Origin of the sequence: Arthrobacter sp. ISL-65 (assembly GCF_018613795.1) — a bacterium.
Taxonomy (GTDB): Bacteria; Actinomycetota; Actinomycetes; order Actinomycetales; family Micrococcaceae; genus Arthrobacter.
On the sequence record NZ_JAGGPN010000019.1, the window covers coordinates 82,986 to 108,739 of the forward strand.

Genomic DNA, 25,754 nt, shown 5'->3' on the forward strand with positions numbered 1-25,754 from the left:
AAGTTATCCACAGTTGGGGAAAACTTGTGGGCATCGTCAGCGTAATCGCCAGCATGTAGGCGTTGTGGAGCTTCTAAACCTATGACTTACACCTCTGCGCGTTATTAACAGTGTGAATAACCCTGTTGAAAGGACGCTTGCTAATTCCCTTCACGGACGTTCAGGTGCCTGTTTATGCCCAGGACACCCCACTGCGGCGAGGTTTGGGTGAAGTTGTCCACTTAACCACAGCAGTAGGCGTCCCAGTTATCCACAAGTGTGGAAGAAAACGTCCACGCGGACCAGAGGCAGGCCGGAAGGCCGGGATTCAGGGGGCTGGCCTGTGACTTACATCCGTGTAAGTTATTAACAGTGTGGATAACCGCTGTGGAAAACTCACCGGCTGTGTGTGTACCGAGCCGCGGCCAGCGGACACAAAAAATGCCCCCGCTTCGGAAAGCAGGGGCATTGCGGGGAGGAACCGTACCAGAAGGCCGTAAGAAGCGGTCAGGATGCCACGAGCACCCGGTACCAGGAAGCCACGGCCAGCAGGACCAGAGCCAGCGCCAGCCCTCCGGCCTGCAGGATGTTGCGCCGCGGGCCGCGGGGCGCGTAGGCAATGGCGGCTGCGCACAGGGCACCGGTGATAAGGCCGCCCAGGTGGGCCTGCCAGGCGATCTGCGGCACCATGAAGCCGATGACGCCGTTGATGGCGATGAGTACCCAGAGCTGTCTCGTCTCACCGCCCCGGTGGCGCTGCACCACGAGCATGGCGCCGAACAGCCCGAAGATCGCGCCGGAAGCACCGACCAGGCCCACGGGCCCGCCCTCAGGCAGGATCGGTGTCATAAGCAGGTATCCGACCGACCCGCCTATGGCGGACAGCAGGTACACAGCAAGAAAGCGGATGCGCCCCAGCAGCGGTTCCAGCGCCTGACCAAAAATCCACAGCGTGTACATGTTCAGGACGATGTGGAGCAGGAAGCCCTGGGAGTGCAGAAAAGCGGATGTGAGCATGCGCCATGGTTGGAACACCCCGTACTCAGGCGTTGCGTAAACCGACGCGTAGGCGAGCGTACGGAACACCGCGTTTCCGGGAAGCACCCACTGCAGAACAAACAGGAGGGCACACACCGCGATGATCGCGAACGTCACTACAGGCTTGCCGGACGCAACGGCGCCGCCGTAGACGGTCCGTGCTGTCGGCGTCGTACGTTTTGCTTCGTTGACGCAGTCAACGCATTGGAATCCGACGGCGGCCGCGCGCTGGCACTCGGGGCATGCCGGCCGCCCGCAACGCTGGCAGCTGACATACGAGGGCCGGTCAGGGTGCCGGGGGCACACCGGTGCCTGCGCTGACGGCTCCGCCGCCGGAGTTCCGTAGCTCATGTGGCTAGAGCTGCTCGATGTCGATGCTGTGGATGGTTACATCTTCAACCGGGCGGTCGCCCATGCCGGTGCGGACACCTTCAATGGCGTCCACAACCTTTTTGGATTCCTCATCGGCAACTTCGCCGAAGATGCTGTGCTTGCCCTGCAGCCAGTCGGTGGGGATGGTGGTGATGAAGAACTGTGAACCGTTGGTTCCCTGGCCCATCTGGATGCCGGCGTTGGCCATGGCCAGCTTGTACGGTGCGCTGAAGCTCAGCTCGGGGTGGATCTCGTCGTCGAAGCGGTAGCCCGGTCCGCCGGTGCCGCGGCCCAGCGGGTCGCCGGCCTGGATCATGAAATCCTTGATGATCCGGTGGAAGATGGTGCCGTCGTAGAGCGGCGTGCCGGTCTTGTCCTCGCCGGTCTCAGGGTGGGTCCAGGCCTGTTCGCCGGTGGCCAGTCCCACGAAGTTCTTAACGGTCTTGGGCGCGTGGTTGCCGAAGAGGTTCACAACGATGTCGCCGAGGCTGGTGTGGATGGTTGCTTTTGCAGTTGCTGAGGCAGTCATAGGGCCATTCTTTCACGGCGGGTCAACGCGAACCGGGGCTGTTAAGACAGTTCCGCGCTGGGTGAAATCCACCGTGAATCCGCCGGAACGATAGCAGCCCGGCTATTCGTGCACGTAGGCTAACAACAGAACCGTCACATTAATCGGGAGGTAGTTGTGAAGAAATCGGATCGTATTGCCCGCGAACTGGAGTTGTCGGTCAGTTCTGCAGTCGAGAACGCAAAGGACCGTGTGGAGGCAGCGGTGGACTGGGCAGTTCCCCGCCTGCAGCAAGGCCTCGATACCGCTTCCCCCAAGATCCAGGAGGGGCTCAAGGTGGCGGCCCACAACCTTGCCGACGGCGTCGCCACGGTGACGCCCCGGATCCAGGGCGGCCTGGCGACGCTCGCACCCAAGATCCACGACGTTGTGGAGGGTGCCACGCCGCGCATGCACGAGGCCCTGGACCGGGCAACGCCCGTCATCACCCAGGCCCGCGACCGCGTGGTGGTGGAATACCTTCCCCGGTTCTCCGATCAGATCGGAACCGCATCCGAGGCCGTCCACCGGACCCTTGAGGGCACACCGGCACGCATCGACGCGGTGGCCCAGCGACTCGGCGACGTTGGCATCATCCACACCATCCAGGAACAGGCGAATCTGGCTGGCGGGCACCTGAAGTCGGCCGCGTCCGAGGCAGGCCGGGCGGTGACCGGCAAGGCCGTGGTGGTGGAGCCGGAGAAGCCGAAGAAGCGCGGCCTCCTGATTGTCGGTGTAATCGCCGCGGCGGTGGCCGCCGGCGTTGCGGCGTGGAAGGCTTCGAAGCCGGTCGAGGACCCGTGGAAGACCCCCGCGCCCGTAACGCCCGCACCGTCGACCTCGGAGATCACCACCCCCGCGGCGTCCGCCACCGGTGTTGGATCGGCTGCCGGTGTTGGCTCGGCCGCGGAGACGCCGGCACCGGTTCCGGCCGCCCCGGCTGGCGGCTCTGCTTCCGCGCCGGCCGATACACCGCTCGATGCTGCCTTTGCACTGGCCGCCGAGGACGAAGCCGACGCTTCTGCCGACAAGGCAAAGCATGTTGCCGAGGACTCGGATTCCGACGCCGGTGACGTTGCCACCGATGCCAAGGCCGCGGTGAAGAACATCGAATCCAACATCGAGAACGGTGCAGACAAGAAGGCTTAGCCATTGCCCCTAGGAGGGCAGTAACAGGAGGGGTTCCGCAACCGCGGGACCCCTCCTGCTGTCTGCGGGATTATCTGTACGCCTCGTCGTGCCTAAAAGACAGGTGCCGCCGTCATGGAAAGCATCGGTGCTAAGTTTGAGGGGATGTCACCCGATAGATCCGCAGAAGATGCCTTGACTGACACTGAGCCGCGCGTATCGATTGTTATCCCGGCCTACAACGAGGAAAGTGTCATCCGGCAGTGCCTCATCGCCGCGGTATACCAGTCGGTTCCGGCGCACGAGATCATTGTGGTGGACAACATGTCCAAGGACCGCACAGCGTCGATCGTCACGCAGATGCAGCAGGAGTACCCGGAGAGTCCCATCATCCTGCTCCGCCAGGACAGGGAGCAGGGACTTATCCCCACCCGCAATTTCGGGCTGGACAACGCCACCGGGGACATCTTGGGCCGGATCGACGCCGACTCGGTGGTGGAGCCTGACTGGGTGGAGCAGGTGCAGAAGGCCTTCGAGGACCTGTCCACATCGGCCGCCACCGGGCCCGTGGTCTATTACGACATGCCGATGCGCCGCTTCGGCCTCAAAGCCGACGACAAGATGCGCCAGCTGATGCTGAAGCTGGCCAAGCACCAGTACCACTTCCTGTTCGGGTCCAACATGGCCCTCCGCCGTTCTGCCTGGGAGACCATCCGCGACGAAGCCTGCCGGGACGAAAGGGACGAGATGCACGAGGACATCGACCTGTCCCTGCATCTGGCTGATCACGATCTCAAGGTCCAGTACTGGCCGCAGATGGTCTCCGGGATGTCGGCCCGCCGGCTCGAGGATTCACCCCGCGACTACCGGTACTACGTGACGCGCTTCGACCGCACCTACAAGGCACATAACGTGAAGAAGATGGCCCTCAAGGCGCCGATGGTGGTGTTCTTCTCCGTGTATTTCCCCGCCAAGCTCCTGCGCGCCATCCACACCGTCAACACCAGCCAGCCTGTCCGCCGCGGCGGCCAGTAGCGCCCTGAAAACCAGCCGGAAAGGGCCGTCCTTAGTCAGCCCCTAGTTCGGCCAGTGGGCGTTCCTCCGGCGGCTTGCCCCGTCCGGCTTTCCCGTTCCACTGTCCGGCCACCACGACGGCGAGGCCCACGAGGATGAGCGCCAGCCCGGCGTAGGTGCCCGCAGGCAGCGTCTCATCCAGGAACACGGCGGCCAGCAGGGCCGCGCCGGGTATTTCAAGCAGGATGATCATGGACACCAGCAGCGGGCTCATGGTGGCCAGCAAATGGTTGAATGCCGTATGCCCCACGAGCTGGGCGCACACCGTGATCGCCAAAATGCCCAGCCAGCCGCCCGCGTCGAACCCGGAGAGGGGCTGGTTGGTGAAGATCGCCAGCACCGCCACCAGGACTGCGCACATGCCGTAGCAGAGGGCTGTGTAGGTTCCAGTGGTCATGCTCTGGCGTGCCCGTCCGCCGGCCAGCGTGTAGATTCCTGCGAGAAGTCCGCCGGCCATGGCCAGGAGGTCGCCCAGCAGGGCGTCCGGGGAGGTCCCCAAGTCAAAACCCGTGATGGCCACTACGCCGCCGAAGGAGATGCCCAGGCCCACCAGGACCTGCCAGCGGTGCCGCACGCCGCGGAAGAGCTGAATGATGGCGATCCAGGCGGACTGGAGGCAGACGAGCGCCGTAGCGGCAGCCACGGAGGTCAGCTGCAGGGACGTAATGAAGCAGGCGAAGTGAAGAGCCAGGGCCACAGCCGCAACGAGCGACCAGCGGAACTCATATGGTGTGATGCGGCCGAACTGGCGCGGTTCCCGGACCAACGTAGGAGTGGCCATGATGGCTGCCGCGATGGCATTGCGCCAGAAGGCGATGGCGAGGGCCGTGACTGTGGTGGCGCCGAGCGTGGCGGCGATGAGCGGTCCTGACGAAGCCACGCCCAGGACGCCCAAGGCCGCAATGAAAAGATTCACTGTTCCACAGTAGTGTGCCCCGACTGGTTGAGCCCGTCGAACCCCGGGACAGACCTCTAGCAGGGCAAAGCAAAAGGTCCCGGCCGTTTCCGACCGGGACCTTTCTTATGGTGGAGGCACGGGGACTCGAACCCCGAACCCCCTGCTTGCAAAGCAGGTGCGCTACCAATTGCGCCATGCCCCCATAAGAAGCAACCCGTCAATCATACCCTAGTTCCGGAGCCTGGCTGACCAGCCTCCGAACCGGGATCCGGGCTATTCAACCTTGTCGGTTGAATCGCTCCAGACTGTTTTCCGGGCTTCGGATTCCTGCACCTTTTTCTTGTAGAGGAGGGCGCCTGCGATTGCAGCTGCAATAACCAGCAACTTCTTCACATGCACCCCGTTCCGGCTTGATTCCTACGGAATCCGGCCTAAACCTCGACTTGAACCTGTGCAGGTTCCGTGGGCGTACCAGGACTTGAACCTGGGACCTCTTCGTTATCAGCGAAGCGCTCTAACCGCCTGAGCTATACGCCCCGATGCCTCATCGGGCCGAGACATGACTCTACAGCACATCCCGGCCCGATCTCAAATCGAGGCATTTCAACGGGGTTTTTCCGCGGAAATACGGGGTTTTTAGTCGTCGGTGAGGGTCACGCCGATGCCGCCGACAAGCGTCGCCGAGATGTTGTACAGCACGGCCGACAGCATGGACAGGGCGGTCAGCAGCACCACATTCACGACGGCGATGATCGTCGCGAAGGACGCCACCTGGCCGAGCGACGCGACCTTCTTCAGTTCGAAGCCGCCGCCCTCGGAACCGGCGAGGGTTCCGAGCAGGCTGTCCACCTGGTCGAAGATGCCGGTCAGGTCCAGCACGGTCCACAGCACGATGGCGGCCACTACCGTGACGATACCGAGCGCGACGGACAGCAGGAATGCCATTTTCAGAACGGACCAGGGGTCAACTTTGCTGACCAGCAGCCGGGCGCGGCGCACCTTGGCCTTCGGAGCCGGCTTGATCAGCCCTTGCGCACCGGGCGCACCCTGCGGGGCCTGGGGCCGCTGTCCGGGGGCTGCCGGGCGCTGTGCCGGCGCGGCCGGCCTCTGGCCCTGTCCTGCGGGTGCCGGGCGCTGCCCCGCACCTGCCGGGCGCTGCCCCGGAAGGCCCGACGGCGTGGCCGGGCTCTGCTGGGGACGCACCGGGGCATTCACCCGGGGAGCGGACCCCGGCTGACGCATCCCGCCGGGACCGTTACTGCTCGGCTTGGGAAATGAGTCGGAATTGCTCACTCGTTACCTCCGGTGTTGTCTTCGTTCGCCTCAGCATCGCCGGACGTTCCTTCTGCTTCATCGGCCAGGGCTGAGCCCGCCTCTGCGGATTCCTCGTCTGGTCCGGCATCTTCAGCCAACGTTACGTCATCAGCGGCGATAGCCAAGATTTCTGACGCGCTCGGTTCATCGGTGTGGTCGGCTTCGGACTCCCGCTCGGCGCTGGCTTCAACTTCCGCTTCGAGGCCGCGTTCGGTGTTGCGGGCCACCTCGATGATGCGGTCGTTCTTGTCCGGCTTTGCGAAGATGACGCCCATCGTGTCGCGGCCCTTTGCAGGGACGCCGGTCACGGATGAACGGACAACCTTGCCGCCGCCCATGACCACGAGGACTTCGTCTTCCTCCTGGACCACCAGGGCGCCCACCAGATCGCCGCGTTCCTCAGCAAGCTTGGCCACCTTGATGCCCAGGCCGCCGCGGCCCTGCAGTCGGTATTCCTCGACGGCGGTGCGCTTGGCGTAGCCGCCTTCGGTCACCACGAAAACGTAGGAGCCCTCGGCCACCACATTCATGGCGAGCAGTTCGTCATCCTCGCGGAACTTCATGCCCGTCACACCCGACGTGGCGCGGCCCATGGGGCGGAGCGCGTCGTCGGTGGCCGTGAAGCGGATTGACTGGCCCTTGCGGGAAACCAGCATGAGGTCGTCCGTCTCGGAGACCAGCTGTGCGGAGACCAGTTCGTCCTCATCCCGGAGGTTGATGGCGATGACACCGGCGGACCGGTTCGTGTCGTAGTCCTCCAGCCGGGTCTTCTTGACCAGGCCGCGCTTGGTGGCGAGCACCAGGTACGGCGCGTGCTGGTAGTCCTTCAGGTCCAGCACCTGGGCGATGTGCTCGTCCGGCTGGAAGGCCAGCAAATTCGCTACGTGCTGGCCCTTGGTATCGCGGCCGCCCTCGGCAAGTTCGTAGGCCTTGGCCCGGTACACACGGCCGAAGTTGGTGAAGAAGAGCAGCCAGTGGTGGGTGGTGGTCACGAAGAAGTGTTCCACCACGTCGTCGCCGCGCAGCTGGGCACCCTTAATGCCCTTGCCGCCGCGCTGCTGCGAACGGTAGTTGTCGCTCCGCGTGCGCTTGACGTAGCCGCCGCGGGTGATTGTGACCACCACTTCCTCTTCGGGAATGAGGTCTTCCATGGACATGTCGCCGTCGTAACCCATGAGGATCTGGGTGCGGCGGTCGTCGCCGTGCTTGGCCACGATCTCGGCGAGTTCCTCGCTGATGATCGAGCGCTGGCGTTCCTCCGAGGCGAGAATCGCGTTGAATTCGGCGATCATTGCTTCGAGTTCGGTGTGCCGGTCCTGGATCTTCTGGCGTTCCAGGGCAGCGAGCCGGCGGAGCTGCATGTCGAGGATGGCACGCGCCTGGACCTCGTCGATGTCCAGCAGCTCCATCAGTCCGTCGCGCGCGGCTTCCGTGGTGTTGGAGGCGCGGATCAGGGCGATGACCTCATCCAGCATGTCCAGCGCCTTGAGGAGGGCACGCAGGATGTGTGCTTCTTCCTCAGCCTTGCGCAGGCGGTAGCGCGTGCGCCGGGCGATGACGTCCATCTGGTGGGTAACCCAGTGGCGGATGAAGGCATCGAGGCTGAGAGTGCGCGGCACCCCGTCCACGATGGCCAGCATGTTCGCGCCGAAGTTCTCCTGCAGCTGGGTGTGCTTGTAAAGGTTGTTCAGCACCACCTTGGCGACGGCGTCGCGCTTCAGGACGATGACCAGTCGCTGGCCGGTCCGGCCGGACGTCTCATCGCGGAGGTCGGCGATGCCCTGGACCTTGCCGTCCTTGACCAGTTCGGCGATCTTGATGGCCAAATTGTCCGGGTTGGCCTGGTAGGGCAGCTCGGTGACGACGAGGCAGGTCCGGCCCTGCAGCTCCTCGACGTTCACCACCGCGCGCATGGTGACGGAACCACGCCCGGTGCGGTAAGCGTCCTCGATGCCCTTGTGGCCCAGGATGGTGGCGCCGGTGGGGAAATCCGGTCCCTTGATCCGCTTCAGCAGCTCTTCGAGGAGCTGCTCACGGCTGGCGGTCGGGTTGGCCAGGTACCACTGGACGCCGTCGGCTACTTCACGGAGGTTGTGCGGCGGGATGTTGGTGGCCATGCCGACGGCGATGCCCGAGGATCCGTTGACCAGCAGGTTGGGGAACCGCGCCGGGAGGATGGTGGGTTCCTGGTTCTTGCCGTCGTAGTTGTCCTGGAAGTCGACGGTCTCCTCGTCGATGTCTCGGACCATCTCCATGGCGAGCGGCGCCATCTTGGTTTCGGTGTACCTCGGGGCCGCGGCGCCGTCGTTGCCGGGTGAGCCGAAGTTGCCCTGGCCCAGCGCCAGCGGGTAGCGCATTGTCCAGTCCTGGATCAGGCGCACCAGCGCATCGTAAATCGCCGTGTCACCGTGCGGGTGGTACTGGCCCATGACCTCGCCCACCACACGGGCACACTTGTTGAAGGCGCGGTCCGGGCGGTACCCGCCGTCGAACATCGCGTACAGCACGCGGCGGTGAACCGGCTTCAAGCCGTCCCGTACGTCCGGCAGCGCACGTCCGACGATAACGGCCATCGCGTAGTCGAGGTAGGAGCGCTGCATCTCCGTCTGGAGGTCCACCTGCTCCACGCGGTCGACCAGCACGTCGCCCTCCAGCACCGGCTCGGTGGCGTCCGGAGACTCGGCCGGGACCTCAGGTGTTTCGTCACTCATAGTCTGTATTTTCCGTTTCAGGTATATGTCGGTTCTGGAATATCAGGCGGAGCAGCCGCTAGATATCGAGGAACCTGACGTCCTTTGCGTTCTGCTGGATGAAATTACGGCGGGACTCGACGTCCTCGCCCATCAGCACGGCGAAAATCTGGTCGGCGGCGGCTGCGTCGTCCATGGTCACCTGCAGGAGGGTGCGCCGGTCCGGGTCCATGGTGGTATCCCAGAGTTCGGTGTAGTCCATCTCGCCGAGACCCTTGTAGCGCTGGATGCCGTTTTCCTTCGGAATGCGGCGGCCTGCGGCCTGGCCGGAGACCAGAACGGCGTCGCGCTCACGGTCGCTGTAGACGTAGTCGTGCGGAGCATTGGACCACTTAATCCGGTATAGCGGCGGCTGCGCGAGATACACGTAGCCGTTCTCGATCAGCGGCCGCATATAGCGGAACAAAAGGGTCATCAGCAGCGTGGTGATGTGCTGGCCGTCTACGTCGGCATCAGCCATCAGCACGATCTTGTGGTATCGCAGCTTGCTCAGGTCGAAGTCCTCGCCGATGCCCGTGCCGAACGCGGTGATCATGGACTGGACCTCGTTGTTGCCAAGTGCCTTGTCCAAACGTGCCCGCTCCACATTGAGGATCTTGCCGCGGAGCGGAAGGATGGCCTGCGTTTCGGGGTTGCGCCCGCGCTTGGCCGAACCTCCAGCCGAGTCACCCTCCACGAGATAGACCTCGCACTTCGAGGGATCCTTCGAGGAGCAGTCGGAGAGTTTACCCGGCATGCCGAAGGACTCCAGGGGGCTCTTTCGGCGCGCATTGTCCCGGGCTTTGCGCGCGGCCATGCGGGCCTGCGCCGCGGAAATGGCCTTGCGGATCACGTCGCGCGCGGGGCCGGGGTTGCGCTCCAGCCAGTCGCCGAGCTGATCGGTGACCACGCGCTGAACGAAGCCCTTGACCTCGGAGTTGCCCAGCTTGGTTTTGGTTTGGCCCTCGAACTGGGGCTCGGACAGCTTCACGGAGATGACGGCCGTCAGGCCTTCGCGGATGTCGTCGCCGGTGAGGTTCTCCTCTTTTTCCTTGATGATGCTCTTCTCCCGCGCGTAGCGGTTGATAAGTGAAGTCATCGCGGCGCGGAACCCTTCTTCGTGGGTACCGCCTTCATGCGTGTTGATGGTGTTGGCGTACGTGTGCACGCTTTCGGAGTACGCCGTGGTCCACTGCATCGCCATTTCGACGGCGATGTGCCGCTCACCGTCCTCGGTCTCGAAGGCGATGACGTCCTCGTGGACAACATCCACCTTCTTGCTCGAGTTCAGGTGCTTGACGTAGTCAAGGAGACCGTCGTTGTACTGGTAAACCACCGTGCGGTGCTCGGCGAGGACCTCACCCTCGGTGAGGACGCCGTCCAGGTCCAGGTCGCCGGCCTCGTCAGTGCCGGTTGCTGCCTGGCGCTCGTCCGTGAGCGTGATGCGCAGCCCCTTGTTGAGGAAAGCCATCTGCTGGAACCGGGCACGGAGTGTTTCGAAGTCGAATTCCACGGATTCGAAAATGCTTGAATCCGGGTAGAAGGTCTGGGTGGTTCCGGTCTCGTTGGTCTCCTCGCCCTTGACCAGGGCGCCCTGGGGCTTTCCACCGTCGGCAAAGGCCATCCGCCAGACGTGGCCCTGCCGGCGGACCTCGGTGTTAACGCGGGAGGAGAGCGCGTTGACCACGGAGATACCCACGCCATGCAGGCCGCCGGATACGGCGTAGCCGCCGCCGCCGAACTTTCCGCCGGCGTGCAGGATGGTCATGACCACCTCAACGGTGGGTTTGCCCTCGGTCGGGTGAATGTCCACCGGGATGCCGCGACCGTCGTCGGTTACCTTGACGCCGCCGTCCGCCTGCAGAACAATCTCGATGTGCGTGCAGTAACCTGCGAGGGCCTCATCCACCGAGTTGTCCACCACTTCGTACACCAGGTGGTGCAGGCCGCGCAGACCGGTGGAGCCGATGTACATGCCAGGCCGTTTGCGTACGGCCTCGAGGCCCTCAAGAACGGTGATGTCGCTGGCGCCGTACTCCCGCGGCGTGACAGTCTCAGCCGGGTCACCGGTGGTTGGGGCATCCTCCGTCACGGGCTCCACTGCCTCGATATCTGCATTGTCGTTAGCCACAGGCGCTTTCGACTCCTCTACGTTCGATGATGGCCGGCCTCCGCCGTCCGCCGAATCAAAGGGCGGCCGCCAAAAGGCACGTCACTGTAGCGCCAGCTACTTGGTCGATCTGCGGAACCGCTCCCGCCCATGAAAAAGCGCGGGAAAACGGACTCAGTCAACGTTTCACCCGCGCCCAGTTATCTAGGGGAATTCTATCGTGAAACGCCGCTGTTTCCCGCATTGGCGGGGCGCGGACGCGCCCCAATGTGCCCCTCGCAGGCCATTGGCTCCGCCTGCAAGGCTCCAGCAGGCCACGTTTTGGGCTCCTATACGGCCGACGGCGGTTTGAGCGCCCTGTACGCCGTTTGCGGTTTGTTCACGGAAGGCACAACCGGCGGGAGCTGCACCGGCCGGTTCGGCCAGCGCTGTCCGTTGCCGTACCGGCTGGTTTGGCCTCCCGGCTACCCGTAGGTGTCCCGCGGTCCGCGGCCGTTGACGGTACGTCCGCCCTTGCGCCAGCTCGGTGCCGCCGGGCCCAGCACCTGGATGCTGGTGACAACCCCGTCGCCGAGTTCGGTGCGGAACTTTTCGAGCAGGCTCATGCTGAGCAGCCGGAGCTGCGTCGCCCAGGCGGTGGAGTCGCACCGGACATGGAGGGTGGTGTCTGTGAAGCTTTCCGGGGTGCAGTGGGCAGCGATTTCCGGGCCCACAAGCGTCGCCCACTCGGCCATGACCGAGCCCACGGCTACCGGCGAGGTCCAGCCGCGCTCGGCGACCAGCCGGCCCACGACTTTTCCCAGCCCCAGGGGATCGCGTCCGGTGGAGTGGAACTGGCTGAAACCCCGCGTTCCCCCCGGCGCGGTTCGTGGCTTTTGACTGGCGCCTGCCCGCGGCGCCTTCCGGCGGACCTCTCCACGTGCGGCCGCTGCCTCACGCATCCTGTTCAGCGCCGCCTGGGCGGCATCGATTTCATCGGGATCGCGGCCGGGCTGCAGGCCGCCGTCCTTATCCCTGTTCATCGATTCCTCCCGGGATTACCTTCACCCGCCGGCCCGCAAGCTCGTCTGGAATATCGGCGTCGACGGCGGCGGTCACCAGCACCTGCTCGGCGCCGGCAACTATTGCGGCCAGTTTACGCCGCCGGTGGACATCAAGTTCGGCGAAGACGTCGTCCAGGATGAGGATCGGCGCAGAGCCTCCGGTGCGGGCGTCGTCGAGCATGACGTAGTAGGACGCCAGCCGCAGGGAAAGGCACATGGACCATGTTTCACCGTGCGAGGCGTAACCCTTGGCGGGCGCCTGCCCGAGTACGAGTTCCAGCTCGTCCCGGTGCGGACCCACCAGTGAGATGCCCCGTTCGCGTTCTTTGCGGCGGGACGCCGCAAAGGCCTGTACGTAGCGTTCCGCAAGCTCATCCACGGACAGCATGCGCAGATCCTCGGCCGGGTTTCCCGGCCCGGGTGGTGCCGTCGAAGCACTGGCCGGTTCGCCGTCGTCGTCCATCATGGTCTGGAGTGTGGAGCGGTAGACCGCGTCCGCGGTCTTGGAACCGTCGGTGAGCTGGGCGTAGGCGCTGTTGAGGTGGGGCCGGAGCCGCTCGACGAGTTCCAGCCTCGCGTAGAGCAGTTCCGCCCCGGCGCGTGCCATGTGTTGGTCCCAGACATCGAGGGTGGCTTCGTGGCCGGCTGTGAATTTTCCGGCCCGTGCCGACTTCAGCAGTGCGTTGCGCTGTTTGAGCACGCGGTCGTAATCGCTGCGGGTGGCGGCGTGCCGGGGAATCAGGCTCACCAGGAGCTCATCCAGGAAGCGGCGCCGGTTCGACGGATCGCCCTTCACGAGCGCCAGGTCCTCCGGAGCGAACAGGACGGTGTGGCAGATGCCCAGCAGGTCGCGCGCACGGACCGGGTTGCTGCGGTTGATGCGTCCCCGGTTGGCCCTGCCGCCGTTGATTTCCAGCTCCAGGATGGTGGACTGTTCCCCCCGTACCAACTTGGCTCGGATCAGGGCGCGGTCGGTTCCGAAACGGAGCAAGGGGCCGTCGGCACTGACCCGGTGCGAACTGAGGGTGGCCAGGTAGCCGATGGCTTCCATCAGGTTGGTCTTGCCGATTCCGTTGGAGCCGACCAGGACCGTGACGCCCGGGTCAAACCGGAGATCCACTTGGGCGTAACTGCGGAAGTCAGTCAGGGACAGGTGTTCTAGGTACACGCGATCTTCAAATTCTCGGGAACCGTCGGTCCGGAAGCCGCACGGAGCCCGGACACGGAGTTACTTGGCCGGACGGGTCGCATGGCCGCCGAACTGGTGCCGCAGCGCGGACACCATCTTCATGGCCGGCGAGTTGTCCTCGCGCGAGGCGAAGCGGGCAAACAGCGCGGCGGTAATGGCGGGGGCCGGAACCGCATTGGCAATGGCCTCTTCCACGGTCCAGCGGCCCTCACCGGAGTCCTCGACGTAGTCGTCGATGGAGGCGAGTCCGGGATCCTCGTCCAGCGCCTTCACCATGAGGTCCAGCAGCCAGGACCGGACAACCGTTCCCTTTTGCCACGCGCGGAACGTTCCGGGGAGATCGGTGACGATGTCCTTGGCCGCGAGGAGTTCATAGCCTTCGGCGTAGGCCTGCATCAGGCCGTATTCGATGCCGTTGTGCACCATCTTCGCGTAGTGGCCCGCGCCGACGCCGCCCACATGGACAAAGCTGTCCGCGCGGTCGCCTTCCGGGCGGAGGGCGTCGAAGACCGGCAAGGCGAGTTCAATGTCTTCTGCCTCTCCGCCGGCCATGAGGCCGTAACCGTTCTGCAGGCCCCAGACTCCGCCGGATACGCCGCAGTCGGCGAAGCGGATACCCTTTTCGGCCAGGGCCGCGGCGTGCTTCTGGTCCTCGCTGAAGCGGGAGTTGCCGCCGTCGATCACCATGTCACCGGGCTGCAGCTTCGCACCGAGCTCGGTTATGACAGCATCGGTGATTTCACCGGACGGAACCATGACCCAGATCAGGCGCGGCGCAGGAAGTGCGGCGATGAGCTCGTCCGTGGAGGCGACATCGGTAACCTCGGGGTTGCGGTCGAAGCCAGTGACATCGATCCCGCCCTTGCGCAGCCGTTCGCGCATGTTGAAACCCATTTTTCCAAGGCCGATCAGTCCGATATGCACGGTGTGAACTCTTTTCTGCGCGGATGGGTAGGGATTCAGGATCACCAACTAGGTAGCAGCTCGGGGCGTTCTGCGGGTTCAGAGGCCCCTCAGCTGCTACTCAGTTGGGCGAGTGGCTTAGTTGGGCAGGCGCACCGGCATCACGAGGTAGCGGTAGTCGTCCTGGTCCTCACCGTCGATGTCGTTCTGCGCGGTGATCATGGCGGGCTTCGGCGCCGTGGTGAAGGAGAAGCGCACAAACTTGGTTTCGATCACGCTGAGGCCTTCAACCAGGTAGTGCGGGTTGAACGCCACCGTGATGTCCTCGCCGGACAGCTGAGCTTCAAGCTCTTCAGATGCCTGCGCGTCCTCGCCGGTGCCGGCGTCTAGGTGCAGTTGGCCCTGCGTAAACGCGAGCCGGACCGGAGTGTTGCGTTCCGCAACCAGGGAGACGCGGCGGACGGCCTCCACAAGCTCCTGGGTCTGCACGGTGGCGTGAATCGGCGTGGAATCCGGGAACAGCGAGCGGATTTTGGGGTAATCGCCGTCGACCAGCAGGGACGTGGTGGTGCGGCCGCCGCTTTCAAAGCCGATGAGCCGGCTGTCGTCCTCGGCGATGGCCAGGTTGATGTCACCGCTGCCACCCAAAGTCTTGGCAACCTCGTTCAGGGTCTTGGCCTTGACCAGGGCGCTGGTGGAGATGCCAGGCGTGACGGGCTTCCACGGAACCTCACGCATGGCGAGCCGGTAGCGGTCCGTGGCCAGGAGGGTGATGAGGTCATCCTCGATCTCCATCCGCACGCCGGTGAGGATGGGAAGAGTGTCATCCTTGCTGGCCGCGATGATCACCTGGGACACAGCCTGGGCGAAGGCATCGCCGGCAACAGTGCCAGTGATGGTGGGTAGCGCAGGCAGCGGCGGGTATTCGGCCTCGGGCATGGTTGCCAGATGGAAGCTGCTTCGCCGGCAGGTGAGTGTGACCTTGTTGCCGTCGGTTTCGATGTCCACCGGTGCCGACGGAAGGCTGCGGCAGATGTCCGCGAGTAGGCGGCCGGAAACCAGGATGGTGCCTTCGTCCCTGATGTCGGCAGGAATCTCAAGCCTCGCTGAGGTCTCGTAATCGAAGCTGGACAGGCTTACGGTCCCGGATTCAGCCTTGAGCAGGAGGCCGGAGAGCACGGGCACTGGCGGCCGCGGAGACAACGACCGGGCTGTCCATGTGACGGCTTCTGCCAGGACGTCCCGTTCGACTCTGAACTTCACGGAAGGGTGCCGCCTTTCATTGCTGCTGCCATTTTCTGAACGGGAACTCGCAAGGAGCCCACAAGACCGGTGCCCCCAAAGTCCCTGAACCTGCATGGTCCGTGCATGGCCGACCGCAAACAGACCCAGGGATGGGAGCGCTGCAGACAGCTTAGCCGGAACAACAGGGATTTCCCCATCCCCGCCAGTGCTGCCGGCTCAGCCGGCTGCCCGCGGCCGATGCTTTGGCCGGTGCGGTGGAGGTCCCTGAACGAGATTGTTATTTGAGGGATTTCAATTTTTTGGGATTAGTAGTGTTAATAACTGCTGTGGAAACTGTGGATAACCCGGTTTCACGGCTCGGATCCGCGGTTGAGCCCTGTTCATGGACTGTGGGTTCGGCACGTTTTAAACAGGGTGTGGATGGGGACAACTTATTTGGCCTGTTTGGTGATCCACAGGCGCCTTAAGGGTTTTAAGCCCATTAACCGCGGTTGTCCCCTTAACTGTCCACAGGGTTATCCACACGCCCCTGTTAATAAGGTTAAGAACCTTGGATCAGGAGTCGCGCTGCTGCTGCTTGATCCGGTTGGTGAGCTCGGTGACCTGGTTGTAAATCACACGCCGCTCGGCCATAAGTTCACGGATCTTGCGGTCGGCGTGGATCACGGTGGTGTGGTCCCGGCCGCCGAGCTCCTGGCCGATCTTGGGCAGCGACATGTCAGTCAGCTCGCGGCACAGGTACATGGCGATCTGGCGTGCGGTCACCAGGGTCCGGGTCCGCGACTTGCTGCACAGCTCCTCCATGCTGAGCTTGAAGTATTCAGCCGTCTGCTGCAGGATCTGGCCCGACGTGATTTCCTGGGCGCCATCGTCGGTGATGAGGTCCTTGAGCACCATCTCCGCGAGGGCCACGTCCACCGGCTGGCGGTTGAGGCTGGCGAACGCCGTCACACGGATGAGGGCGCCTTCGAGTTCGCGGATGTTGCTGGCGATCTTCGAAGCGATGTACTCCAGGGCGTCGTCCGGGGCGGACAGGCCTTCGCTGAGGGCCTTCTTCCGGAGGATGGCGATGCGTGTTTCCAGTTCGGGTGGCTGGATGTCCGTCAGCAAGCCCCATTCGAAGCGGGACTTCATCCGGTCCTCGAAGCCTGCAAGCAGCTTGGGTGGCTGGTCAGAGGTGATGACCACCTGCTTGTTGTTGTTGTGCAGCGAGTTGAACGTGTGGAAGAACTCCTCCAGCGTCCGGTCCTTGCCGGCCAGGAACTGGATGTCGTCGATCAACAGGACGTCGACGTTGCGGTACGTCGTCTTGAAGCTGGCGCCTTCATCGTCACGGATCGAGTTGATGAAGTCGTTGGTGAATTCCTCGGAGTTGACGTACCGGACGCGGATGCCGCTGTAGAGGCGCCGGGCGTAATGGCCGATGGCATGCAGCAGGTGGGTCTTGCCCAGGCCCGAGTCGCCGTAGATGAACAGCGGGTTGTAGGCCTTGGCCGGGGCTTCGGCCACGGCGACGGCCGCAGCATGGGCAAACCTGTTGGAGGAACCGATGACGAAGGTGTCGAAAACGTACTTGGGGTTAAGCCTGCCGAACTCGTGTGAAGTGCTCGGCAGCATTGGCTGCGGCTTCTGCTCCACCGAGGGATCGTTTGCGAGGGAAAGCTCGACGGCGGGTTCGGGCTCCACGTGGATGGGCACCAGATCGGTGTCGACGTCGATCGCGCAGCGGATGTCGTCAGAGAAGACGTTGCGGAGCGCGTCATCGAGAGCGTCCTTGACCTGGGTCTGGAGCACTTCCCTCGTCAGTTCGTTGGGCACGGCAACGAGAAGGGTGGAACCGATGAGGCCCTGGGCCTGCGCGAGGATGACAAAGCCGCGTTGCCGGGGCGAGACGCGGTCGTCCTGTTCGAGAAGATTCACCACGCGCCGCCAGGAACTTCCGACAGTGTTGGCGTGGTTGGCTTCGTCTACTGTCATCAAATTCGGTTCCTCAAAGCTTGCTGCCTGCATTACATGCAGCCGCAAGCCCGAAAACCAGGGTGCTGGCCCGGCTTAATCCACAGGGTTATGCACAGTCCGTGGATAATCGGCTACTGAGACACTCTAGGGGATGAAAAGCCTAGAAGATAGCTGGGAAGTCCCTTGTGGATAATTACACCGTTGTGGTTCGAAAACGGCGATTGTGGGCCGCTTCATCCACAGGTTCGGCACACGGTTAGCCACAGCTGGGGAAACACGCCGGATGCCCTGCTGGTTTGACTCCCGGCGGCGTTTTGCCCTACCGTTGTGGAGTCCTTTGTGCCTGCTTTCTGAACCCATTTTGGACTTCCGGACGCTTCGCGTGTTCCGGGAAATCCAGGGGAAGCAGACACATACAAAACTTAGCGTCGGCCAGTTCTTCCCCTTACTGATCGGGTGGGCGCACCTTTGATCCACTGGAGTAACTAACGTGAGCAAGCGGACTTTTCAGCCGAATAACCGCCGTCGGGCCAAGAAGCACGGCTTCCGCCTTCGTATGCGCACCCGTGCCGGCCGTGCCATTCTGGCCGCCCGTCGTGGCAAGGGCCGCACCGAACTGTCGGCCTAAATACTGACTTGTCGGTCTTCTTCCTTCTGCGAGATTAGCGGTGCTTGCCACCCGGAACCGCCTGAGGACTTCAACCGATTTTTCAACAACTGTACGTTCCGGCGTCCGCAATGGACGCCGGAACGTAGTGTTATATACGGCAACTATTGGAGCCGACGAACCAAGCCGCATCGGCTTCATTGTTTCCAAAGCTGTCGGGAACGCTGTTGCCAGGAACCTCGTTAAGAGGAGACTTAGAGAAGCCGGCGCTGTCTCGCTGCACGAGTACGGCACCGGGTTCGCTATTGTGGTGCGTGCTTTGCCTGCCTCCGCAACAGCCAGCTGGGATGAACTCCTGGCTGATTACAACGCTGCCTTGGCTAACACCATGAGGCGGCTGGCTGGCCGCCACCCGGGGGTGACCGGAACGAGGCCGGCCGGAACGCGACCGGACGGAACAACACAGGAGGGGACACAGCGTGCTTGACCCGAGTGCCGCCGTCGTCCGTTCCCCCAAGTCCGCAGCAGCGGCTGCGGGCAGCTTCATCTGGAACCTGCCCCGCAATATCCTCATTCTTCTGCTCCTGGCCTACCGCAAGGTGATTTCTCCCTTGTACGGCCAGGTTTGCCGCTTTTTTCCCTCCTGCTCGGCTTATGCGCTTGAAGCAGTCACCGTCCACGGTGCCGTCAAGGGCAGCTGGCTCGCGGCCAGGCGTCTGGCACGCTGCCACCCGTGGAACGCCGGTGGCGTGGACCATGTCCCCGCCGGCCACCGGGAATGGCCTGAAAACCAGACCCCCACAATTGTTGTGCTGAACAACCCGGACAAGTACCTGGATGCTCAGACTGATGAAGAAGGCCGCGCTGCGGCCTGACGAATAGGGATATCGTATGGACTTCTTTGAAACAATCATGTTTCCGTTCAAGTGGCTTGTGTCCATCATCATGGTGGGTTTCCACGAGGGCCTGACTGCCATCGGGCTGCCTGCGGCCTCCGGCTGGACCTGGACACTGTCCATCATCGGCCTGGTGCTGGTGATCCGTGCCGCACTGATTCCCGTGTTCGTGAAGCAGATCAAGGCTCAGCGCGGCATGCAGCTACTGCAGCCGGACCTGAAGAAGCTGCAGGAAAAGTACAAGGGCAAGACCGACCAGCTCTCCCGCCAGGCCATGGCGCAGGAGCAGATGGCCATGTACAAGAAGCACGGCACCAACCCGTTCTCGGCCTGCCTGCCCATGCTGATCCAGATGCCGTTCTTCTTCGCGCTGTTCCAGGTGCTGTCCGGCGTCGCGAACGCCAGCTCCAGCGGCCAGGGCATTGGCGCCATGAGCGCGAACCAGGTCCAGCAGTTCGACAAGTCCAGCATCTTCGGCGCTCCGCTGTCCGCGACCCTGCTCCACGGCACGCCCCCGGGCGGCAACGAGGTCGCTGTGTGGATCCTCTCGATCATCATGATCCTGGCCATGACGGCCTCGCAGTTCATCACGCAGAAGCAGATCATGGCGAAGAACATGTCCGAAGAGGCCATGGCCAGCCCGTTCATGCGCCAGCAGAAGATGATGCTCTACATCCTGCCGATCGTGTTCGGTGTGGGCGGCATCAACTTCCCCATCGGTGTCCTCATCTACTGGACCACCACCAACCTGTGGACCATGGGCCAGCAGTTCTTTGTCATCCGCCGCATGCCGACGCCGGGATCCCCCGCCGCCAAGGCTCTCGCCGAGCGCCGTGCCGCCAAGGGCCTTCCAGCCCTTCCTATCCTGGGCGGCAAGAAGGCCGACGTCGAAGGTGAAGCAGCTGCCGCCGCCGCGGTTGCGCAGGCCCGGGCGCAGCGCATTCAGCCACAACGTAAGAACAGGAAGAAGAAGTAATGTCTGTTGAGAGCTCTGAACACGCACTTTCCGCTGAAGCCGGCGAAGACCAGGACTCCGTTGCCTCTACCGCAAACGCGGGCAAGGGCACGACGGCAAGCCGCCTGGAAGAAGAGGGCGATGTAGCCGCCGACTACCTTGAGGAACTGCTCGACATCGCCGACATCGACGGCGACATTGACATCGAGGTCCGCAACGGACGCACCTACATCTCGATCGTGGCCGAGGAAGAGTCCGCGGGGCTGGAAAGCCTCGTTGGTCAGGACGGCGAGGTCCTGGAAGCCCTTCAGGAACTGACCCGTCTGTCCGTTCTTTCCGCGACGGAAAACCGCTCACGCCTGGTGCTTGACATCAACGGCTACCGGAAGGAACGGGCAGGTCACCTGCAGAAGATCGCTGAGGACGCCGTTGCCAGCGTCAAGGAAACAGGCGAGCCCGTAGCGCTGGAGCCCATGAGCGCCTACGAGCGGAAGATCGTCCACGACGCCGTCGCCGACCTTGGATTCGTCAGCGAGTCCGAGGGCGAGGGTGCAGGCCGGCACATCGTCGTTTCCGCCGACTGAATCGTTGGCTGACTTACTGATGGTTGCAATTACGGCAGCGGAGCGCCAGGCTGCGGAGAAGATCTTCGGCGACCGCTTCGGCCTGGCGGAACGGTATGTCGAACACCTGGCGACGTCAGGCACCGAGCGCGGGCTTATCGGACCGCGGGAAATCCCCAGGCTCTGGGGACGCCACGTCCTGAACTGCGCGGTGATCGAGAGTGAAATTCCCCGGGGCAGCCACGTGGCCGACGTCGGGAGTGGCGCCGGACTCCCGGGCCTTTGCCTTGCTATCGCCCGCCCTGACCTTGAACTGACGCTCATCGAACCGCTGGAGCGCCGGGTGATCTGGCTTCAGGAAGTGGTTGACGATCTCGGTTTGAGTAATGTCACCGTCATGCGCACGCGTGCCGAACTTGCCGTTGGGATGGTGACGGCCGACGTCGTGACCGCCCGGGCAGTGTCCGCACTGAGCAATCTTGCAGGCCTCACCATTCCGCTGCTCGGCGGCGAGGGTGAAGTCGTGGCCATCAAGGGTCGCAGTGCCGCCGATGAGATCGACAAGGCGGCTAAGGTCATTCGCAAGCTTGGCGGCGTGGAGACGTCGGTGGTCACAGTAGGCCAAGACCTGCTCGAGGAGCCCACCACGGTGGTGCGCATCGTAGTTAAGAAGACCCAAAAGAGGGCCTAGCCCCGCAAGGTGCCGCGGGTCCTTGGGGTGTAGCGGTTAGGCTAGAGAACGGCAGTGAAAGCCGAACGAGAGTGAGTGTGTCCCAGTGACCAGTAGCGAAACCTCCACGCAGCGGATTCCCCCGTTCGTGTCTCTGGGGTCGGCGCGTGCCTTTGGCGCATCACCGGTCGCTACGACAGTAAATCAGTCCAATCCGGTTGCAGGCACGAGCGCGGCCAAGGTTTCACGTGAAACTGCCGCCCGGGGCAACGTCTTGGACACGCTGGATGATTCGAGCCCCATCGCCCGGGAACTCGCGCACGAGAACAGGAGGCGGGAACGCCTCCTCGGCCGCAACCTGCCGAAGCCGGAGAAGACACGGATCTTCACGGTTTCAAACCAAAAGGGTGGAGTGGGAAAGACCACAACCACCGTCAACATCGCTGCAGCGCTGGCGGCGGCGGGCTTGAACGTCCTGGTCATCGACATCGACCCGCAGGGCAACGCGTCCACGGCACTGGGCATTGAGCACCATGCCGACGTCGACAGCATCTACGATGTCCTGATCAACGATCTGCCTCTGGAAGACGTAGTCGCACCGTGCCCGGACATCAGCAACCTCATCTGCGCCCCGGCCACCATCCACTTGGCCGGCGCCGAGATCGAACTCGTTTCCCTGGTGGCACGGGAGCAGCGCCTCCGCCGCGCCATCGACGTCTATGCCAAGTCCCGGCAGAAGAAGGGCGAGCAGCGGCTCGACTACATCTTCATTGACTGCCCGCCCAGCCTGGGCCTGCTGACGGTCAATGCCTTCTGTGCGGCCGGCGAAGTACTCATCCCCATTCAGTGCGAATACTACGCACTCGAGGGACTGAGCCAGCTGCTGAAGAACATTGAGATGATCCAGAAGCACTTGAATGCAGAACTGGAAGTTTCCACGATCCTCCTCACCATGTACGACGGGCGCACCAACCTGGCCGCCCAGGTGGCAGCTGAAGTCAGGCAGCACTTTCCGGAGCAGGTCCTTGGCGCCGTCGTTCCGCGCTCTGTGCGGATCTCCGAAGCGCCGAGTTACCAGCAGACCGTCATGACCTACGATCCATCCTCCAGCGGCGCGTTGTCCTACCTGGAAGCCGCAGCGGAAATCGCTGAGCGTTAGAATTTTCCAAACACAGCAACAGCCGGAGCCCGGCATAGCCGGGCTCTTCCGATGGAGGGAATCATCCATGAGCGATAAGCGACGCGGGCTCGGTCGCGGTCTTGGCGCACTCATTCCAAGTTCCGCGTCCGCAAGCGCTTCGGGTAACGGAGCAGCTCCGTCGCGCCCTGTGGATCTCTTCTTCCCGGAGGCGCGCAAGACGGCTGAACCCGTCCCGGCCGTTGAGCCGGACAAGTCTGACCTCGACGAAACGGCTGCACGCCGCTCCGGTCGGAAGGCTTCGGCGGAGTCTCCGGCTGAAGCGGAGGCTGCCGCAGGCAGCGAGGGTGCTTCGGATGCGGTAAAGCCCTCCCCTGCCAAGTCCACGGCGAAGACTGCTGCTTCCCGGAGCGGTGCTTCGGAAGCCCGCGCGGGTTCCGCCAAGAATGCTGAGGAGTCCGAAGCCGTTCGCCCGGACACGTCTGCGGCGGATGAGCCTAAGAACGGTTCCGCTTCTGCCCAGTCTGCCGCTGCCGGGGGCAACGCAGAATCCGCTACTGTCGCGGACAACGGCGTTGACCTCGTCGAGGTTCCAGGCGTGCGTTTTGCCGAGATTCCTGTCACGGACATCCATCCAAACCGCAAACAGCCCCGTTCCGTCTTCGATGAGGACGACATGGCGGAGCTTGTTCACTCTGTTCGTGAAATAGGCGTCCTCCAGCCAATTGTGGTGCGTACTTCAACCGAAAAAGGTGGAGAACCGTACGAGCTGGTGATGGGTGAGCGCCGGTGGCGTGCCGTACAGGCTGCTGGACTCTCCACGATTCCGGCGATTGTTCGTGATACGACGGATGATGACCTGCTCCGTGACGCGCTGCTGGAGAACCTGCACCGCAGTCAGCTCAATCCGCTCGAAGAAGCTGCCGCGTACCAGCAGCTGCTTGAGGACTTTGGCACGACGCACGAGCAGCTGGCTGACCGCATCGGTCGCTCCCGCCCTCAGGTGTCCAACACCCTGCGGCTCCTGAAGCTTCCGCCGCTGGTGCAGCGTCGTGTCGCAGCAAATGTGCTCTCGGCCGGCCACGCCAGGGCTCTCCTCTCGCTGCCGGATGCGGCGTCCATGGAACGCCTGGCGCAGAAGATTGTGGCTGAGGGCATGTCGGTACGCGCCACCGAGGAAGCAGTCACGCTGCACCGTGAACCCGCGACGCCAGCGAAGAACAACATTCCTCGCCCGGGCGCACGTCACGAACGGCTGGATTACTTGGCGTCCTCGCTCTCGGACAGGCTCGACACCAACGTGAAGATCTCGCTTGGCGCTCGTAAGGGACGTGTGAGTATCGAGTTTGCGAGCGTTGAGGACCTGAACCGCATAATGGATGTCTTAGCGCCGGGCGCCGAAAACTAAAGAATAAGCCAACGATCAGGGCCCGTTCTTAAGAACGGGCCCTTTGCTGTTCCTGCGCGCGATGGATGCCGACAGTCAATTTACGGCTTCCAAGTGATCGTGCCGTTACTGTGATGACGGCACAGCAGGGTGGCTGTGAGCAGGGCGCGGCGCTACTGAGGGTGCTGCAATCCGTACTCGCTTGGATACTTTTGACTCCTGGGGCTCTAGACGGAGCCGGCTCACTGGTTGCGGAGTCTTGCCTGGCAGCAGCGTCCAGCGCTTCCCATGGCCGTGGAGCGACGCATGCGGGGCAGTCAGACCCGGGCTTGAGCGTCCGCAGCTGCAAACTTCGGCGAGGAAAATCACTCCAGACCTTGTGCCTACCGGCAAATACCCCTGGTCCCTTATCTCGGGTGGGCCGGGCGGGACGCGCCTATGACGATAGTTTGCGTGGCGGAGCGTGCTGCAGGGCAAGGTCGGGTGGGGCGGCCATTCTTCGCGTGCTGTGGCGCGCGGTTCGACAGTCAGTGACCATTTCTGACAGTGACGGACGTGTTTGATGACCCGCATATGTAGACCTGAAGCGCGTATTGGACTTGCAGATCGCCTGGGCCCCGCCCACCATGACTCTGACCCAAGCTCGGGACGTTCACTACGCGATTGGACCAGCGCAACCCTCGCGATCCGGGGCTGTTTCACGTGAAACAGGCGAGTTGTCCGATGCAGATCCGACCAGGCTCACATCAGCTACCGCTGGGTTGTACGGGCTTTGTTCTGTTCTGTTATCTTCCCTCAATATTCTCGGCGCTTCCCGTGACTCGCGCGCCGAAGGCTAAGTCGGCAGGGGCCGGTCTGTTCCATGCCTCGCGCTTCGGTGGAACGGTAACTGCTTTCGCCCCTGCGCGCCCGCAGCCTCGGCTCACTGGGTAGTCGCGGCTGCAGTATCCCGACATCCGCTCCCGGGGCGTTTGGACTTGGAGCGACCGGTGTGGCCGCAGGCTGCACCGGCCGTGTTCTGGCCAGTGGGGCGGACCCGGCCTTCAGCAGCATACTCTTTGACGCGCCGTTCTTGATGGCCCATATGGACGAGGCCCCCATTGGACGCGTCTCGAGGCTGTCGGCAGCTGGGTGCTCCTTGCGTTTCACGTGAAACATACCGCTGACCGGTACGTTTCGCGTGTGCCAAGATGTTGGGGCGGATGATTCGTTCTGTCCACGGGGATGTAGAGATGGCTGTCGGCTGCTCCGTCCGCGGGTTCGGGACGTTCTAGCGCTTTCTGCTCTGGTGCGGTACCCTACTGCGGCGGAAGCGTGGCGCGGCACGCTATGTAAGCACCCGCTGGGCCACGGTGTCTACCTCAGAATGAGCGCACCGCATGCGTTCCCCGGGCGCTTCGGCGGCTCATGGCCAAGCCAGGCAGGTATGGACTACAGGAGTTCGGCAGGTGGAATAGACCTGGACATCACGTACGCCTCGAGACAAAACATGACAGCGTGCTGTGCAGAGGACTTCTTGAAGAGACAGTAGCGGACCTGCGGCCTGGGCGGCGGACACGACTCACCGCGCGGACTGTCATCCTATGTTCAGCGGGACCAAGGCGCAGGTGACGACGGAGGCCGCGCGGGCACGAGCTATCAGTTCAGGGGCCAACGGTCGCAGACCCCGATATGGTCGGTTCCAACTCCCCTGCGGCTGGGAGTGGGGTGCGTGGAGCTATCGCATCCGGCGGCACCTCGATGCGGCGCCTCTCCTGCAAGAAGTTCCTAGCCGCGTGAGGGGCATCGCATGTCGAACACTGGGTGTTGGACTAGCTCTGCGGTGGCGCCGTTTCACGTGAACATGACCCCCTCTGCGTCGACGTGAGGTGGTCCAACGCGTCTCGCCCTGGGATTGAGTGTGGGAGCCCTTTCCAACGTGCCATTGATGCTTCCGAAAGCCGCAGTACCGAGCCGCGCGGGCAGACTAGATGCCGGTGCCGAAGCGGCGCCGGTGCGATTGGCTTGGGG

22 protein-coding genes and 2 tRNA genes are annotated in these 25,754 nt (G+C 63.3%); 10 read left to right on the forward strand and 14 right to left on the reverse strand.

The genetic code is table 11. The annotated features are described in order from the left end of the window. Window positions 1-486 precede the first annotated feature (486 nt). Both J7I85_RS08005 and J7I85_RS08010 read right to left on the reverse strand, forming a co-directional pair. Complete coding sequence (locus tag J7I85_RS08005) at window positions 487-1,368, reverse strand: rhomboid family intramembrane serine protease (RefSeq protein ID WP_214849411.1); 882 nt, start codon at window positions 1,366-1,368, stop codon at window positions 487-489. Window positions 1,369-1,372: 4 nt separating this feature from the next. Then, window positions 1,373-1,918: a peptidylprolyl isomerase gene (locus J7I85_RS08010; RefSeq protein ID WP_214849414.1), complete on the reverse strand. Its 546-nt coding sequence runs from the start codon at window positions 1,916-1,918 to the stop codon at window positions 1,373-1,375. Window positions 1,919-2,074: 156 nt separating this feature from the next. Here J7I85_RS08010 and J7I85_RS08015 point away from each other — a divergent pair, with 156 nt between their 5' ends. Both J7I85_RS08015 and J7I85_RS08020 read left to right on the forward strand, forming a co-directional pair. Continuing rightward, window positions 2,075-3,085 carry an apolipoprotein A1/A4/E family protein gene (locus tag J7I85_RS08015; protein ID WP_214849417.1) on the forward strand — a complete coding sequence of 337 codons (1,011 nt, stop codon included), beginning with the start codon at window positions 2,075-2,077 and terminating at the stop codon, window positions 3,083-3,085. A 144-nt stretch (window positions 3,086-3,229) separates the two neighbouring features. After that, on the forward strand, window positions 3,230-4,099 hold the full coding sequence (locus J7I85_RS08020; RefSeq protein ID WP_214849420.1) for a glycosyltransferase family 2 protein: 870 nt from the start codon (window positions 3,230-3,232) through the stop codon (window positions 4,097-4,099). 31 nt (window positions 4,100-4,130) lie between these two features. On the opposite strand, the gene J7I85_RS08025 is transcribed toward J7I85_RS08020, so the two are convergent. From J7I85_RS08025 to dnaA, 12 genes are all read right to left on the reverse strand, one after another. Next, entirely contained in the window at window positions 4,131-5,054 is a 924-nt protein-coding gene (locus tag J7I85_RS08025; RefSeq protein WP_214849423.1) for a DMT family transporter, read from the reverse strand. 108 nt (window positions 5,055-5,162) lie between these two features. Beyond that, window positions 5,163-5,238: transfer RNA gene (locus tag J7I85_RS08030), tRNA-Ala, on the reverse strand. A 71-nt stretch (window positions 5,239-5,309) separates the two neighbouring features. After that, on the reverse strand, window positions 5,310-5,435 hold the full coding sequence (locus J7I85_RS08035; RefSeq protein WP_308159425.1) for a DLW-39 family protein: 126 nt from the start codon (window positions 5,433-5,435) through the stop codon (window positions 5,310-5,312). 64 nt (window positions 5,436-5,499) lie between these two features. Continuing rightward, window positions 5,500-5,573 (reverse strand) — tRNA-Ile (locus J7I85_RS08040). A gap of 99 nt (window positions 5,574-5,672) precedes the next feature. Then, entirely contained in the window at window positions 5,673-6,329 is a 657-nt protein-coding gene (locus J7I85_RS08045; protein WP_214849429.1) for a DUF3566 domain-containing protein, read from the reverse strand. After that, window positions 6,326-9,061 (reverse strand): DNA gyrase subunit A, encoded by a 2,736-nt coding sequence (gyrA, locus tag J7I85_RS08050; protein ID WP_214849433.1) that lies wholly within the window; start codon window positions 9,059-9,061, stop codon window positions 6,326-6,328. Before gyrA ends, J7I85_RS08045 begins: the two co-directional genes overlap by 4 nt. Before the next feature lie 58 nt (window positions 9,062-9,119). Then, window positions 9,120-11,210, reverse strand: a complete 2,091-nt coding sequence (gene gyrB / locus J7I85_RS08055; RefSeq protein WP_214849435.1) for a DNA topoisomerase (ATP-hydrolyzing) subunit B — start codon at window positions 11,208-11,210, stop codon at window positions 9,120-9,122. 443 nt (window positions 11,211-11,653) lie between these two features. After that, a complete protein-coding gene (locus J7I85_RS08060; RefSeq protein ID WP_214849439.1) occupies window positions 11,654-12,211 on the reverse strand; it encodes a DUF721 domain-containing protein in 558 nt (185 codons plus the stop codon). Further along, complete coding sequence (gene recF / locus J7I85_RS08065; protein ID WP_214849441.1) at window positions 12,198-13,400, reverse strand: DNA replication/repair protein RecF; 1,203 nt, start codon at window positions 13,398-13,400, stop codon at window positions 12,198-12,200. The genes J7I85_RS08060 and recF overlap by 14 nt, the downstream gene beginning before the upstream one ends. Before the next feature lie 60 nt (window positions 13,401-13,460). Further along, window positions 13,461-14,384: a phosphogluconate dehydrogenase (NAD(+)-dependent, decarboxylating) gene (gene gnd, locus J7I85_RS08070; RefSeq protein WP_214849707.1), complete on the reverse strand. Its 924-nt coding sequence runs from the start codon at window positions 14,382-14,384 to the stop codon at window positions 13,461-13,463. A 78-nt stretch (window positions 14,385-14,462) separates the two neighbouring features. Beyond that, window positions 14,463-15,587, reverse strand: coding sequence for a DNA polymerase III subunit beta (dnaN, locus tag J7I85_RS08075; RefSeq protein ID WP_190606294.1), 1,125 nt, complete (start codon window positions 15,585-15,587; stop codon window positions 14,463-14,465). Window positions 15,588-16,124: 537 nt separating this feature from the next. After that, on the reverse strand, window positions 16,125-17,546 hold the full coding sequence (dnaA, locus tag J7I85_RS08080) for a chromosomal replication initiator protein DnaA (protein WP_214849447.1): 1,422 nt from the start codon (window positions 17,544-17,546) through the stop codon (window positions 16,125-16,127). A 472-nt stretch (window positions 17,547-18,018) separates the two neighbouring features. On the opposite strand from dnaA, the gene rpmH reads away from it, so the two are divergent. The 8 genes from rpmH to J7I85_RS08120 all read left to right on the forward strand — a co-directional run bounded on the left by rpmH (window position 18,019) and on the right by J7I85_RS08120 (window position 23,765). Further along, complete coding sequence (gene rpmH / locus J7I85_RS08085) at window positions 18,019-18,156, forward strand: 50S ribosomal protein L34 (protein ID WP_003800212.1); 138 nt, start codon at window positions 18,019-18,021, stop codon at window positions 18,154-18,156. 40 nt (window positions 18,157-18,196) lie between these two features. After that, window positions 18,197-18,622 carry a ribonuclease P protein component gene (gene rnpA / locus J7I85_RS08090; RefSeq protein WP_214849453.1) on the forward strand — a complete coding sequence of 142 codons (426 nt, stop codon included), beginning with the start codon at window positions 18,197-18,199 and terminating at the stop codon, window positions 18,620-18,622. Beyond that, complete coding sequence (gene yidD / locus J7I85_RS08095; RefSeq protein ID WP_214849460.1) at window positions 18,615-19,010, forward strand: membrane protein insertion efficiency factor YidD; 396 nt, start codon at window positions 18,615-18,617, stop codon at window positions 19,008-19,010. The genes rnpA and yidD overlap by 8 nt, the downstream gene beginning before the upstream one ends. A gap of 16 nt (window positions 19,011-19,026) precedes the next feature. After that, a complete protein-coding gene (gene yidC / locus J7I85_RS08100; protein WP_214849462.1) occupies window positions 19,027-20,007 on the forward strand; it encodes a membrane protein insertase YidC in 981 nt (326 codons plus the stop codon). Beyond that, window positions 20,007-20,570 carry a R3H domain-containing nucleic acid-binding protein gene (locus J7I85_RS08105; protein ID WP_214849464.1) on the forward strand — a complete coding sequence of 188 codons (564 nt, stop codon included), beginning with the start codon at window positions 20,007-20,009 and terminating at the stop codon, window positions 20,568-20,570. The genes yidC and J7I85_RS08105 overlap by 1 nt, the downstream gene beginning before the upstream one ends. Before the next feature lie 19 nt (window positions 20,571-20,589). Next, window positions 20,590-21,240 (forward strand): 16S rRNA (guanine(527)-N(7))-methyltransferase RsmG, encoded by a 651-nt coding sequence (gene rsmG, locus J7I85_RS08110; protein WP_214849472.1) that lies wholly within the window; start codon window positions 20,590-20,592, stop codon window positions 21,238-21,240. Between the two features lie 85 nt (window positions 21,241-21,325). Then, window positions 21,326-22,378: a ParA family protein gene (locus tag J7I85_RS08115; protein WP_308159427.1), complete on the forward strand. Its 1,053-nt coding sequence runs from the start codon at window positions 21,326-21,328 to the stop codon at window positions 22,376-22,378. A 67-nt stretch (window positions 22,379-22,445) separates the two neighbouring features. After that, a complete protein-coding gene (locus J7I85_RS08120) occupies window positions 22,446-23,765 on the forward strand; it encodes a ParB/RepB/Spo0J family partition protein (protein ID WP_214849489.1) in 1,320 nt (439 codons plus the stop codon). The last annotated feature ends 1,989 nt before the right edge of the window (window positions 23,766-25,754 follow it).

Bases quoted from the DNA above. Each gene is read 5' to 3' on its own strand.
- gyrA (WP_214849433.1), bottom strand. From the start codon at position 9,061: ATGAGTGACGAAACACCTGAGGTCCCGGCCGAGTCTCCGGACGCCACC.
- J7I85_RS08120 (WP_214849489.1), top strand. From the start codon at position 22,446: ATGAGCGATAAGCGACGCGGGCTCGGTCGCGGTCTTGGCGCACTCATT.
- rsmG (WP_214849472.1), top strand. From the start codon at position 20,590: ATGGTTGCAATTACGGCAGCGGAGCGCCAGGCTGCGGAGAAGATCTTC.
- yidC (WP_214849462.1), top strand. From the start codon at position 19,027: ATGGACTTCTTTGAAACAATCATGTTTCCGTTCAAGTGGCTTGTGTCC.
- J7I85_RS08005 (WP_214849411.1), bottom strand. From the start codon at position 1,368: ATGAGCTACGGAACTCCGGCGGCGGAGCCGTCAGCGCAGGCACCGGTG.
- J7I85_RS08020 (WP_214849420.1), top strand. From the start codon at position 3,230: ATGTCACCCGATAGATCCGCAGAAGATGCCTTGACTGACACTGAGCCG.
- dnaA (WP_214849447.1), bottom strand. From the start codon at position 17,546: ATGACAGTAGACGAAGCCAACCACGCCAACACTGTCGGAAGTTCCTGG.
- J7I85_RS08105 (WP_214849464.1), top strand. From the start codon at position 20,007: ATGTCTGTTGAGAGCTCTGAACACGCACTTTCCGCTGAAGCCGGCGAA.
- J7I85_RS08010 (WP_214849414.1), bottom strand. From the start codon at position 1,918: ATGACTGCCTCAGCAACTGCAAAAGCAACCATCCACACCAGCCTCGGC.
- J7I85_RS08060 (WP_214849439.1), bottom strand. From the start codon at position 12,211: ATGAACAGGGATAAGGACGGCGGCCTGCAGCCCGGCCGCGATCCCGAT.